At 72.1% G+C, this 12,531-nt stretch carries 12 protein-coding genes; 6 read left to right on the top strand and 6 right to left on the bottom strand.

Annotated elements, in window-relative coordinates; all coding sequences use genetic code 11:
• The first annotated feature begins 73 nt into the window (after positions 1-73).
• The 5 genes from RT2_RS19700 to RT2_RS19680 are packed head-to-tail and all read left to right on the top strand — an operon-like array spanning position 74 to position 4,765.
• Positions 74-580 carry a sigma-70 family RNA polymerase sigma factor gene (locus RT2_RS19700; protein ID WP_072846505.1) on the top strand — a complete coding sequence of 169 codons (507 nt, stop codon included), beginning with the start codon at positions 74-76 and terminating at the stop codon, positions 578-580.
• Entirely contained in the window at positions 577-1,314 is a 738-nt protein-coding gene (locus tag RT2_RS19695) for an anti-sigma factor family protein (protein ID WP_072846504.1), read from the top strand. Before RT2_RS19700 ends, RT2_RS19695 begins: the two co-directional genes overlap by 4 nt.
• A 42-nt stretch (positions 1,315-1,356) precedes the next feature.
• The gene (locus tag RT2_RS19690) at positions 1,357-3,057 is read left to right on the top strand and encodes a thiamine pyrophosphate-binding protein (protein WP_072846503.1); all 1,701 of its coding nucleotides are present in this window, start codon (positions 1,357-1,359) and stop codon (positions 3,055-3,057) included.
• The gene (locus RT2_RS25555) at positions 3,054-3,707 is read left to right on the top strand and encodes an SRPBCC family protein (protein ID WP_072846502.1); all 654 of its coding nucleotides are present in this window, start codon (positions 3,054-3,056) and stop codon (positions 3,705-3,707) included. Before RT2_RS19690 ends, RT2_RS25555 begins: the two co-directional genes overlap by 4 nt.
• Positions 3,704-4,765: a 3-oxoacyl-ACP synthase III family protein gene (locus RT2_RS19680; RefSeq protein ID WP_245709548.1), complete on the top strand. Its 1,062-nt coding sequence runs from the start codon at positions 3,704-3,706 to the stop codon at positions 4,763-4,765. The genes RT2_RS25555 and RT2_RS19680 overlap by 4 nt, the downstream gene beginning before the upstream one ends.
• Positions 4,766-4,786: 21 nt before the next feature.
• Here RT2_RS19680 and RT2_RS19675 read toward each other — a convergent pair whose 3' ends face one another.
• Complete coding sequence (locus RT2_RS19675) at positions 4,787-5,524, bottom strand: HNH endonuclease family protein (RefSeq protein WP_072846500.1); 738 nt, start codon at positions 5,522-5,524, stop codon at positions 4,787-4,789.
• A gap of 174 nt (positions 5,525-5,698) precedes the next feature.
• Positions 5,699-6,697, bottom strand: a complete 999-nt coding sequence (locus tag RT2_RS19670) for a bile acid:sodium symporter family protein (RefSeq protein ID WP_072846538.1) — start codon at positions 6,695-6,697, stop codon at positions 5,699-5,701.
• Between the two features lie 85 nt (positions 6,698-6,782).
• Between RT2_RS19670 and RT2_RS19665 the strand changes: the two genes are divergently transcribed.
• A complete protein-coding gene (locus tag RT2_RS19665; RefSeq protein ID WP_072846499.1) occupies positions 6,783-7,643 on the top strand; it encodes a LysR family transcriptional regulator in 861 nt (286 codons plus the stop codon).
• Positions 7,644-8,318: 675 nt separating this feature from the next.
• Here the strand turns inward: RT2_RS19665 and RT2_RS19660 are convergent.
• Genes RT2_RS19660 through RT2_RS19645 form a run of 4 tightly spaced genes read right to left on the bottom strand, consistent with a single transcriptional unit; the run spans position 8,319 to position 12,520 of the window.
• A complete protein-coding gene (locus RT2_RS19660; protein WP_072846498.1) occupies positions 8,319-9,437 on the bottom strand; it encodes an NDMA-dependent alcohol dehydrogenase in 1,119 nt (372 codons plus the stop codon).
• 39 nt (positions 9,438-9,476) lie between these two features.
• Entirely contained in the window at positions 9,477-10,907 is a 1,431-nt protein-coding gene (locus RT2_RS19655; RefSeq protein WP_072846497.1) for an aldehyde dehydrogenase family protein, read from the bottom strand.
• Between the two features lie 57 nt (positions 10,908-10,964).
• Entirely contained in the window at positions 10,965-11,981 is a 1,017-nt protein-coding gene (locus tag RT2_RS19650; RefSeq protein ID WP_072846496.1) for a DUF1648 domain-containing protein, read from the bottom strand.
• 59 nt (positions 11,982-12,040) lie between these two features.
• Positions 12,041-12,520 carry an SdpI family protein gene (locus RT2_RS19645; RefSeq protein WP_072846495.1) on the bottom strand — a complete coding sequence of 160 codons (480 nt, stop codon included), beginning with the start codon at positions 12,518-12,520 and terminating at the stop codon, positions 12,041-12,043.
• Between the last annotated feature and the right edge of the window lie 11 nt (positions 12,521-12,531).

The raw sequence follows: 12,531 nt of genomic DNA, 5'->3' as shown, positions 1-12,531 counted from the left end.
GTGAAGGGCGGAACCGTCCGGTCGGCGTGAACCACCCGAGCGCCGGCGGCGTGTGTACCACTGGAGGTGCCCGATGCCGCAGGACCAGGCCGAACTCATGCGCGTTCTGTACGGCGAGCACGCGGCCGCGTTGTGGCGGTACGCGATGCGGCTGACCGGCGACCGGGCCCGGGCCGAGGACGTGGTGCAGGAGACGTTGCTGCGCGCCTGGCAGCACCCACGGGTGCTGGACCAGAGCGAGAACTCGGCGCGGGCGTGGCTGTTCACCGTGGCCCGGAACCTCGTGTTCGACCAGTACCGCAGCGCCCGCTCGAAACGCGAGTTCGGCACCGACTCGCCGCCGGAGCAGGCGAGCCCGGACGGCACCGACGCCGCGCTGGACGCCTGGCTGGTCGCGGACGCCCTCGCCGGGCTGACCCCCGAGCACCGCGGGGTGCTGGTCCGGGCCTACTACCGCGGGATGTCCACCCACCAGATCGCCGAGGAGCTGGAGATCCCCGACGGGACGGTGAAGTCGCGGATGCACTACGCGCTGAGGGCATTACGACTGATTCTTCAGGAAATGGGGGTGACGCAATGAGCATCGAACTGGACCCGTACGCCCGCTGGGACGCCGCCTACGTGCTCGGTGCGCTCACATCCGACGAGCGCCTCGAGTTCGAGCGGCACCTGACCGCCTGCGACACCTGCGCCGTGGCGGTCGCGGAGGTCGCCGGCATGCCGGGCCTGCTCGGCAAGGTGCCGGCGTCGACCGCCCTCGAGTTCGGTGACGACCCGGTCGGCGGCGGCGCCGTCGAACCCGCCGAGCCGCCCGCCGACCTGCTGCCGAGGCTGATGACCCGCGCCCGCCCGCACCGTCGTCGCCGCAGGCTGGTCCTGGTCGGCGGGGTCGCAACGGCCGCGGCGGCCGCCGCAGTCGGTGTCGCGGTGGTGCTGCCCGCCGCCTCGGAGGGGCCTGCCCCGGATGTCCCGCCCGGCCCGTCCGCCCCGGTCACGGCGCGCCCGATGGACGCGGTGACGCCGAGCCCGTTGACCGCGGAGGTCTCGCTCGTGGCCCAGGAGTGGGGCACCCGCGTCGACGTGACGTGCCGGTACCCGGCCGCCCCCGACGGCGGCTACGGCTACGGCAGCCGGGAGTACGCGCTGGTGGTCACCGACAAGACCGGTGCCGTCACCCAGCTCGCCACCTGGACCGCCGGGGCCGGTCAGACGGTGACACCGTCGGCCACCACCAGCGTCCCGATGCCGTGGATCGCCAGCATCGACATCCGTTCCGTCGCAACGGATCAGGTGCTCCTCTCGAGTACCTTCTGACGCCGCGGCCCGGAGTTGTACCGAGGAGACGGAGGTGTACCGATGAGACAGACCGACCCTCGCGACGTGCGCCCGCAGGGACGCGTCGCCGACTACCTGGTCGACGCGGTCGCGGACCTCGGGGTCCGGCACGTCTTCGGGGTGGACGGCGCGAACATCGAGGACGTCTACGACGCGCTGGGCCGCACGCGGCGTCACGTCGTCGGCATCGTCGCCAAGCACGAGTTCTCGGCGGCGACGATGGCCGACGGCTACGCGCGCGGCGGCGGCGGTCTCGGCGTGGTGGTCGCCACCTCCGGCGGCGGTGCGCTGAACCTGGTGCCGGGCCTCGGTGAGGCCTTCGCGTCCCGGGTCCCGGTGCTGGCCCTCGTCGGTCAGCCGCCGACCGCGCTGGAGGGGCACGGCGGCTTCCAGGACTCGAGCGGCCGGGCGGGCTCGATCGACGCCGCCCGGTTGTTCGCGGAGGTCTCCCGGTACTGCGCCCGCGTCGAGCGGTCCGAGGGCGTGGGCCTGCACCTGACGCGGGCGGTCTCCGCCGCACTGCGCGGCGGCCCGGCGGTGCTGCTGATCCCGAAGGACGTGCAGCAGGCGCACATCGCCCCCGGTGCCTGCGCCCCGATCCACCCGCGGCCCGCGGTGGCGCAGGACAAGCTCGGGATGGGCCGGCTGGTCAGGCTGCTCTCCCTTGCCCGGGACCGCGGCAAGATCCTGGTGATCGCCGGCGACGAGGTGGCCCGGGCCGACGCCCGCGGCGAACTCGCCGAACTGGTGAGCGCCCTGGACGCCTCGGTGGGGGTGACCCCCGACGCCAAGGACGTGGTGGACGCACGCAGCCACGGCTACTGCGGCGTGGCGGGCAGCATGGGCCACCCGGAGCTGGTGGACGCGCTGCGGTACGCGGACCTGTGCCTGCTGGTCGGGACCCGGATGCCGGTGTTCGCCCGGACCGGGCTCGAGGACGGGTTGCACGCCGCGCGGGTGGCCTCGCTCGGCCACGCGCCGCCCTTCCTGGCGTCGTCGCACACGATCAGCCTGGACCTGCGTCACTCCCTCCGGCACCTGGTCGACGCGCTCGGCCCGGGGCGCGGCGGGGCCGACACCCAACCGCCCGCGCTCTCCAGCCTCGCGGTTCCGCCGGCGACCGGCCCCGGGTTGCGGTACCGCGACGCGGTCGCGATCGTCGCCCGGCACCTGCCGGCGGGGGCGGACGTGGTCGCCGACGCCGGGAATACCGGGGCGGCCGTGGTGCACCACCTCCCGGCGACCGTGGGCGGCCGGTTCGTGGTCGCGCTCGGCATGGGGGGGATGGGGTACGCCTTCGGCGCCGGGATCGGGTCCGCTTTCGCGCGCCGCAGGCGCACCTTCGTCATCGCCGGGGACGGCGCGTTCTACATGCACGGCATGGAGGTGCACACGGCGGTCGAGCACCAGTTGCCCGTCACCTTCGTGGTGTTCAACAACAACGCGCACGCCATGTGCGTCACCCGGGAACAGTTGCTCTACCGGGGCGACTACAGCTTCAACAGGTTTCAGCCCGCGTTCCCCGGTGCGGGCCTGGCCGCGATGTTCCCGACGCTGTTCGCCCGCGAGGCCGCCACCGCGCCGGAACTCGGTCGCGCCCTCGCCGACGCCGCGCACGTCCCGGGTCCGGCGTTCGTCTCCGTCACCTGTGACCCCGACGAGGTGCCCCCGTTCCTGCCCTTCCTGTCCGCCGCCACCGCCAGCAGGGGAGAACGCTCGTGACCGCAGCGCTCGACGACATTGCCCCGGAGGCGATCCCGCAGGTCCATCGCATCGAGTCCACCGACATCGAGACGGCCGAGCCGATGGTCGCGGAGATGCTGCACTCGGTGTACCCGCACGAGCAGGTCTACGGCGAGTACTGCACGCTCCACGGCTACGTGGACTGTCCGCCGCGGCAGCTGTACGACTACCTCGCGCACATCCGTTCCCTGGAGGAGTGGACCTACAGCCTGCGCGGCCTCACCGTGACCGACACACCCGGACTGTGGCAGGGGTACGACCGGCTCGGCGCGGACACCGAGGTATACGCCAGGGTCGAGGCGAACCCCGACGCGATGACCGTGGACTACCACTGCGCATGGGACCAGGGCGCGCACCTGTGGATGATCTACCTGATGCGGGTGGTCGACGCGCAGGCGGTGCTCGACAGGCCGGGATCGGTTGTGCTGTGGACCAATTGCCGCCACCCGTTCTACGACCGCAACCCGTTTCCCGCCGCCGCCCCGGCGGCCCGCGACGGATGGGTGGGTGACTACTGGGACATCTTCTACCCGGGGCACCTGCTCGAGATGCACAACCTCAAGGCCATTGCCGAGTACCGGCACTCCCACGGGCTCCCGGTGACGCCGGAATGGGTGCGGGGAGCGTGACCGCCGTGACCGCCACCCCGCCTCCCCCGGTGAGCCTCGTCGACGTCGCCAGCTACCTGCCCGTCACGCGCGTCCCCGCCGAGTACTTCCTGGAGTTCGCCAAGAACCGGCGGGCGCCGAAGGGGCCGATGTTCCGGGCGCCGCGGTACCGGCACCACGTCGCCGACGGCGAGCGCGCGGCGGACATGGTGCTGCGGGCCGCCGAGCCGCTGATCGACCGGCACGGGGCCGCCGCGATCGCCGACGTCGACGTGCTGATCACGCACACCCAACTCCCCGACCTGCCGGTGCTCGGCTGCGCGGGCGAGGTGGCACATCGCCTCGGCGCGCACCCGGAATGGGTGATCGACCTGCACAACAGCGGCTGCGCGTCGTTCGTCTACATGATGAAGATCGCCCGCCAGATCCTGCAGTCCGGCGGCGGCCGGACCGCGCTGATCGCCGCCACCCAGAACAGCGCCGGGCAGGTGTTCACCCAGACCGAGGTGCGCGGGCTGGCGCAGGCGCCGGTACCCGGGGACGGCTGCGGTGTGGGGCTGCTGGCGGTGGCGGACGAGGCGCCGGTACTCGGGGTCGAATGCCGGTCCTACGGAGAGTTCCACGGCGACATGACCGGCGAGGTGGACCCGCCGCGCAAGTACTGGGAGCCGGGCCCGGGGCAGTTCCGGATCGCCTTCAGCGACAGCAAGATCGCGAAGGTGTTCGCCCGCGGCAACCGGCTGGTCCCCGAGGTCTCGCGCGCCCTGTGCGACCGCCTCGGCATCGACCCGCGGACCGTCGACACCTTCGTCACCAACCAGCCGAATCGCCTGTTCCTGCGCAATTGGCGTGAGGCACTGGAACTTTCGTCTGACCGTCATCCCGACACCTTCGACGAGTGCGGCAACCTGTTCGGGGCCGGCATCCCGGTCACCCTGGACACCGAGAACCGGGCCGGCCGCATCCCCAACGGCTCGCTGGTGCTGATGTCCGCGTTCGCGCACGCCGGCGACTTCGCCGGGTCGGCGGCCGTCCGGTGGGGCGCGGCACCGGACGGCCGCGCCCCGTCGGACGGCTGAGGAGGGTTGCCGGGACGAGGGCTAGTTGGCGGAACCGGACCCGGCGCCGGACGGCGCGTCCGCGCAGGTGTCCAGCACGCGGGAGATGGCGTCCTTCTCGGCCTGGGTGACCCAGAGCCGGTAGGCCGCCTTCACCTCCACCTGCTTGGCCACGTAGGTGCAGCGGTAGGCCTTGTTGGGCGGCAGCCAGGACGCGGCGTCGCTGTCGGACTTCTGCTGGTTCGCCGGCCCGTCGGAGGCGAGCAGGTTGCGGGGGTCGTTGGCGAAGTCCTTGCGGGTCTGCGGATCGAGCTGCTGCGCGCCCTTCTGCCAGGAGTCGGACAGCGCCACGACGTGGTCGATCTGCACGGCGCTCGAGGTGTCCTGGCCGCGGACGAAGTCGATGGTCTTGCCGGTGTAGGGGTCGGCCAGGGTGCCGGTGGCCACGACGCAGTCCCGCGTCCCCGGCTTGTAGGTCTCGTTGGTCAGGTCCCGTTCGAGGATGTCGTTGCGGGTGTCGCAGCCGTTGTGCCCGCCGTCCACGCGGACGTCGTCCGTCCACGACGGCCCGAACTCGTCACGGCTGTAGCCGGTCTTGGGGGCGCGGCCCTTGACCGGCAGGGTGTCGAGCGTCGAGCGCACGGCGCTGGCGCCGGGGAAGGAACCGCCCTCGGTCGGTGCGGCGTCGGCCGGGAGGGTGCTGCAACCGGTCGCCACCAGGGCGGCCGCACACAGGGCGACGAGGGTGCTACGGCGGCCGCTGACGGTACGAAAACTCAACAGGAGTACTCCTTTTCACGGATCGGACCACCCGATTATGGTCATCCGGGCACCAGGGGGACGAATCCCCTGGTGCCCGATCCGATTTCCGTGACATGGACCTCAGTCGTGACATGGACCTCAGTCGCGACGAGGACCTCAGTCGCGACGAGGACCTCAGTCGCGACGAGGACCTCAGTGGCCGGCGACCGCCTGCTCCGGCTGCGGGTCCGCCCGCCGCGCGTACCGCTGGGCCAAGGCCGCGCACACGATCAGCTGGATCTGGTGGAAGATCATCAGCGGCAGCACGATCAGGCCGATCGGCTGCCCGGCGAACAGCACCGTCGCCATCGGCAGGCCGGTGGCGAGGGACTTCTTGGAACCGCAGAAGACGATGACGATCTGGTCCGCCACCGGGAAGCCCAGCCGCCGGCCCGCGAACCAGGTGACGGCCAGCACCACGGCCAGCAGCCCGCACATCACCGCGACCAGCCCGACGACCTGCCACGGGGAGAGCCCGGCCCACGCGTTTTCGACCATGCCTGCGCTGAAGGCCGCGTAGACCACCAGCAGGATCGAGCCGCGGTCGACGAGCTTGGTGGGGGCGGCGTTGCGCTGCAGCCAGTCCGCGATCAGCGGCCGCAACAGCTGGCCCAGCACGAACGGCAGCAGCAGCTGCACGACGATGTCGAGCACCGAGGAGGCGTCCACGTGCGCCTCGCCGGTGGTGTTCATCAGGAGGATCACCAGCGCCGGGGTCAGGAACACCCCGGCCATGTTGGACAGGGTGGCGCTGACCATGGCCCCCGGCACGTTGCCGCGGGCGATGGAGGTGAAGGCGATCGACGACTGCACCGTCGAGGGCACCAGGCACAGGTACAGCACGCCGGTGTACAGCCCGCCGCTCAGCAGGGTCGGCTCGAGCACCTTCAATGCCAGCCCCAGCAGTGGGAACAGCACGAACGTCGCCGCGAACACCACCGAGTGCAGCCGCCAGTGGGTCAGGCCGGCGAGCGCCTCGCGGGGGTGCAGCCGGGCGCCGTAGAGCAGGAACAGCAGGAAGATGGCGACCTTGGTGGCCCACCCGAGTACCTCCGCCGCGGTCCCCTGGGCCGGGAAGATGCTGGCCAGTACCGCGACGGCGATGATCGACAGGATGAACCCGTCGATGTAGAACCTGGAGAGAAACTTCACGACGACCACGGTAGTTCGGCGGCGGCGTATCGGAGAAGTCGATCAGATCGTTTAGTTCCATCGCGGAACATGATAAATATGGCGAATGCTGGATCCGGTGCTGCTGCGCAGCTTCGTCGCCGTCGAGCGCGCCGGCGGGTTCACGGCCGCGGGCAGGCAGCTCGGCCTGCGCCAGTCGACGGTGAGCGGGCACGTCGCGCGGCTCGAGAAGTCCGTCGGCCGGGAACTGTTCCGCCGAGACACCCGCAACCTCGAACTCACCGCGGACGGCGCCGCCATGCTCGGCTTCGCCCGCACCGTGCTCGACGTCTCGCAGCAGGCGCAGGCGTACTTCGCCGAGGCCGAGCTGTCCGGGCGGCTGCGGTTCGGGGCGTCGGACGACCTCGTCGCCGCGGAACTGCCGGAGGTGCTGCTCGACTTCCGCCGCAGCCACCCCCGGATCGACCTGGAGCTCACCGTCGGGCTCAGCGAGACGCTCGGTGCCAAGGTGTCGGCCGGCGAGCTGGACCTCGCGTTCGGCATGCGCCGGCCCGGCGAACGGCACGGTGAACTGGTCTGGCGCGACGCCCTGGTGTGGGCGGGACCGCGCGGCGCGGACGCGCCCGACCTGTCGCAGGGACCCGTCCCGCTGGTCACCTATCCCCCGCCCAGCATCACCCGGCGGGCCGCGATGGAGGCGATGGAGCGGGCCGGCCTGGTCTGGCGGACCACCTGCGTCACCGACAGCCTGCTGGGGTTGCGGGCGGCGGTGCTCGCCGGGCTCGGGTACGTCGTGCACGCGGAGTCGCTGCTGCCCGGCGGCCTGGCGCCGCTGCCCGGGCACGTGCTCCCGGACCCGGGCGACGCCGACTTCGTGCTGATGCGCCGGCCCCGGCCCGCCACCGGACCCGAGGCGGCGCTGACCGCGGCCATCCTCGCCAACGAGCGGCGTCTGCGGCGCAGCTAGGTCCGAATCACCCAAGTGAGCGGGATCCACGGCGGCAGGACCACCGCGCGGTGGGGGATCCTGCCGCCGGTCGTGTTTAACGCTGTGGCCTGCGGAAACTCGAATCCTATTCGGCTGCCGGGCTGGCCGATTCGCCCTATTCTGGCTCGGTCGGGGGGCGCCGCGTCGGGGGTGGTCGCCCCGGTTCTACAAATTCGAACGAAGGAAGTTGCATGTCTCGAAATCTGGCGCGCCGTGGCGCGTCCGTCCTGGTCGCGGCGGCACTGCTCGGCGGTGGCCTGGCCCTCGGTGGGGGCACCGCGTCAGCCGAGGAGCCTGGCCCCGCCTCTGGCGGTTCGCTCTCCGATCTCGCCGGAGCCATTTTTGCCCCACCGGCCCAGGAGGCGGGCAGCGCTGCGGGCAGCCTTGAGGCGGGCAGCGCTGCTGTGGGCAGCAGCGATCCCTGCCCGGGGTTCTCGGCAGGAGAGGCCCCCGGCTGTGTTGGTCCTTTCCGCGTCCTCCCCGACGAACTGGGGGTGGTAGTGCGCGTCTGGCTGAAGACCCTTCCCGGCATTTCCAGTTAGGGCATGTCTCCCGATCCCCGTTGCGGGATTGGGAGACACGCCCCGGGTCGACGCCCGCGCACCGTAGGGCCCTGTTCGGCCCGACGGTGGCGGAGCGTCCGCACGAGCGGGATCAGAAGACGATCACGCCGCGCAGGTTCTGCCCGGCGTGCATGTCCTCGAACCCGCGGGCCACCTCGTCGAGGGTGTAGGTGCGAGTGACCAGGCCGTCGAGCTCGAGCTTGCCGGCGGTGTAGAGGTCGATGAGCCACGGGATGTCCGCGCTGGGCGCCGACGCACCGAAGAGCGAGCCCTGCAGCCGCTTCTGGTAGAGCGTCAGCTCCATCGGGCTGATCGGGATGCCGACGTCGGTCATCATGCCGAGGCCGGTCACCACGCACACCCCGGCCTTGCGGATCGCCGAGAAGGCCTGCGCGATGTGTTCGCCCGTGGTCACCCCGACGGTGACGATGGCCGCGTCGGCGCCCTGCCCGTTGGTCAGCGAACGGGCCACCTCGGTGGCCTCCTCCATGTTCGAGAAGGCTTGGGTGGCACCGAACTTCAGTGCACTCTCGCGCTTGAACGCCACCGGGTCCACGGCCAGGATGTGCGCGGCGCCGGCGTGAGCGGCGCCCTGCACCGCGTTGATGCCGATGCCCCCGACGCCCATCACGATCACCGTCTGACCCGGGTACACCTGCGCGGAGTTCACCGCCGCACCCCAGCCGGTGCCGACACCGCAGCCCAGCAGGCACAGCACCTCGAGCGGCAGGCTCTTGTCCTGGACCCTGACCGCGGAGTCGGTGCTGACGGTGGTGTACTCGCTGAACGTGGACAGCCCGCAGGTCTGGGCCACCGGCTGCCCGTCCAGGCTCAGCCGGAAGCTGGTCGGGTCGTCCGGGCGGCTGCCGGTCATGATCGCGGCGCCGCGGTCGCACAGGTTCTGCAGCCCCTTCGCGCACCAGCGGCAGCGTCCGCAGCCCGCGACGAAGGAGAACAGCACATGGTCGCCCTCGGCGAAACCCGTTGTCTCCGGTCCCACCTCGACGACGACGCCGGCGCCCTCGTGCCCACCGCAGATCGGGTAGACGCCCACGGCGTGGTCGCCGAGGGCCACGTGGTCGTCGGAGTGGCACAGGCCCGACGCCACCATCTTGACGGTGATCTCGCCCCGCCGGGGCGCGTCGAGGTCCATCTCGACCACCTCGTAGGTGCCGGGGGTGCTGCGGATGATCGCGCCGCGGGTCTTCACTGAATGTCTCCTCGTTGAAAGATGATGCGGAACAGGGTGTTACGGGGTGACCTGGGCGGCCATCATGGCGCGGAACTGGTCGGTGTACGGCGGCAGCATGCCCCACTCGCCGCGCAGGTCCGGTCCCGCGGACTCGTAGACGGCGCGGGCGTGGCTGAACTCGAGGAAGCCCTCGCGGCCGTTGTAGTGGCCCATGCCGGACGCGCCGACGCCGCCGAACGGGGCGTCCTGCAGGCCGGGGTGCATCATCACCTCGTTGATCGTCACGCCGCCGGAGGAGGTACGGCCGACGACGGCCTCCTGCTCCGCGGTGTCGGTGCCGAAGTAGTACAGTGCCAACGGCTTCGGTCCCGCGTTGATTGCGTCGACCACCTCGTCGATCGCGTCGTATCCGAGCAGCACGACGGCGGGGCCGAAGATCTCCTCCTGCCGGATGACGGCATCGGCGGGCGGCTCGATCACCATCCGCAGCGGCCGGCGGCGGCCGGTGGCGGGCAGCGGGACGTCCGGCGCGGACTCGACGCGGGCCCCGCGGTCGGCGGCGTCGGCGACGTAGCCGTCGATCCGGGCGGCGTGCCGGTCACTGACGATCGCGACAGCGTCTGCGTTGCCGTCGATCGTCGGCAGCAGCGCGGTGTATGCCTCGCGCAGCGCGGTGACGAACTCGTCGATGCGTTCGCGGGGCACGTGCACGGTGTCGGGGCTGACGCAGATCTGGCCGCCGTTGGTGGCCTTGCCGACGGCGATGCGGTGGGCGGCGTCGGCGAGGTCGGCGCCGCGTCCGATCACGGTCGGGGACTTGCCGCCGAGTTCGAGGGTCACCGGCACCAGGTTCTGCGCCGCGTTGGCCATCACGAGCTTGCCGACCGCGCTGCTGCCGGTGAAGACGAGGTGGTCGAGCGGCAGCGACGTGAGCGCGTCGGCGACGTCGGGGCCACCGGTGACGATGGCGACCTCGGCGGGGTCGAGCAGGGTGGCCACCGCGTCGGCCAGCACCTCCGCGGTGCGCGGCACCACCTCCGACGGCTTGAGGACGGCCCGGTTGCCGGCGGCGAGCACCCCGGCGAGCGGGCTCATCAGGGTGTACACCGGGGCGTTCCAGGTGCCGATGATCCCGACCGTGCCCTTCGGCTGGTGCAGCACCCGCGCGCGGGCGCCGAGCTGGTCGTAGGGCGCGAAGACGGGCCGCTCGTCCGGGGCCATCCAGGTGTCGAGGTTGTCGCGCGCGTGCTTGAGGGCGGTGATGGAGCCGACCACGTCGTTCATCAGCGAGTAACCCTCGGGGCGTCCGCCGAAGTCGGCGTCCAGGGCCTTGGCGATGTCGTCGGCGCGGGCCACGAGCAGATCGATGACCCGCTGGATGCGGTGGCGCCGTTGCTCGGCGTTGCTCTGGCCTTCGGCCAGGTGGGCGCGGCGTTGGAGGTCGAGAAGGTCGGTGAGGCGCGTCGCCGCGCTGCTGTTCGGGTCCACGAGGCGAACGCTAGGACTGGCCCAGACCGCCCGATGTCCGAATCCCGGTGACCGGGATCAGGTGCTGTGCTGGTTGTGAAATCTTCTGTCCGCCAAAGTGTTCAGCGCGCCCGCCATCTCCTCCGCGCGCGCCGTGGTGACGGTCAGCCGCTGGCCGTTCGCCGCGGTGAACACCACCGCCGGGCCGGACCGGGTGGCCACCGCGTAGTTGCCGCGGCCCTTCACCCGCAGGCCCCACCCGCCGAAGTCGCGGAACGGCTGGACCTCGTCCACCTTGGCGCCGATCAGCTCCTCGACGCCGTAGTGCACGGTGTCCATCCCCATGTTGCGCACGCGCAGGCCGGTCTCGTCGACGGTGACCCGATACCGCAGCAGCGAGAGGGTCAGCAGTCCCACCGCGCCGAACACCGGGAACAGCCACCAGGAGCCGGCCAGCAGGCACAGCCCGACGGTGATCGCGCCGCCGCCGAGCACCCAGCAGGCGGCGGCGACGGTGCTCAGGCCCAGCTGGTCGACGATCGGCAGCTCCACCGGTCCGCGGGGCAGGCCCGGGTCGGGCGGCGCGTCTGCCGCGGCGCGCTCGCGGTGCTCGCGCAGCAGGGCGGCGCCCAGGACCCCGACGGCGAGGCCGATGACCAGGCCCACCGCGAGTGCGGACATCGGCATCCGTGCGTCCGCCGCGTCCGCGATGTCCAGTTGCGCCCACAGCAGCGCGACCCAGGCGGCGGTCAGCAGGCCGACCACGCCGAGTCCGATCAGCAGCATGGTGCGCCGCATCATCAGCTGGGCGCCGGCGAGCGCCGCGAACGCGCTGCAGCCGCCGCCGACCAGCATCAGCACGATCGCCATCGTGGCGGCCGTGGACCAGGCGGAGCCGAAGCCGTCGGGCGTCTGACCGGACCAGTGGGTGGCGATCGGCGCGGGCAGCCGCGACGACCAGAGCCAGGTCAGCAGCAGGCCAGCGGCGGCGGCGAGGACTGGGAGCGCGATCCCGAACAGGGCGCCGGCCGGGTCCACCGTGCGGGGCTGCGCCGGGGCGGGCGGCACGGGCCGGGCGGCCGCGGATTTGCTCATGGCGGCGATTCAACCAGCCGCGTGAGGGAGCTCACCCCGGCGGTGCGCCGGGGCGGGTGTCAAGACGGCAGGCAGGCGCCCTTGAGGGCGCAGGACCCGCAGGAGTCCATCCCGCAGTCGGCCGCGGCCGCGACGTCGGCGGGCGTCTCCGCGGCCGGCTCGGGGGCGCTGCCGCAGTTGCAGTCGTTGCCGCAGCCGGACGCCGCGGCGGGCATGGCGGCGGCGGCGCGGGAGCCGAGCGATCCGCCGAAGCCGGCGGTGACCAGGGCCGCGACCATGGCGACGACGGCCACCGCGGTCCCGGTGACCCCGCCGAGGACGAGGGCGCCGACACCGCCCATGACCAGCAGCAACGCCGCGGCGAGCAGCGTGGGCCCGGCGATCCGGTTGGCGAGGACGAAGGACTCCTCGGTGGCGAGGGTGTCCGCGGTGCGGACCCCGGCCCAGCGGTTGCGCGGCAGCTTGCCGGCGAGTCCGGCGACCGCCACTCCGCCGACGACGACGGCGACTACGAACAGCACGGTTGCAAGGATCAGCACGGCCCCATGGT

This window comes from Rhodococcus tukisamuensis NBRC 100609, from assembly GCF_001894985.1.
GTDB lineage: Bacteria > Actinomycetota > Actinomycetes > Mycobacteriales > Mycobacteriaceae > Rhodococcus_G > Rhodococcus_G tukisamuensis.
The sequence above is the reverse complement of the archived record's forward strand: the minus strand, read 5'-3'. Positions and strand labels throughout refer to the sequence as shown.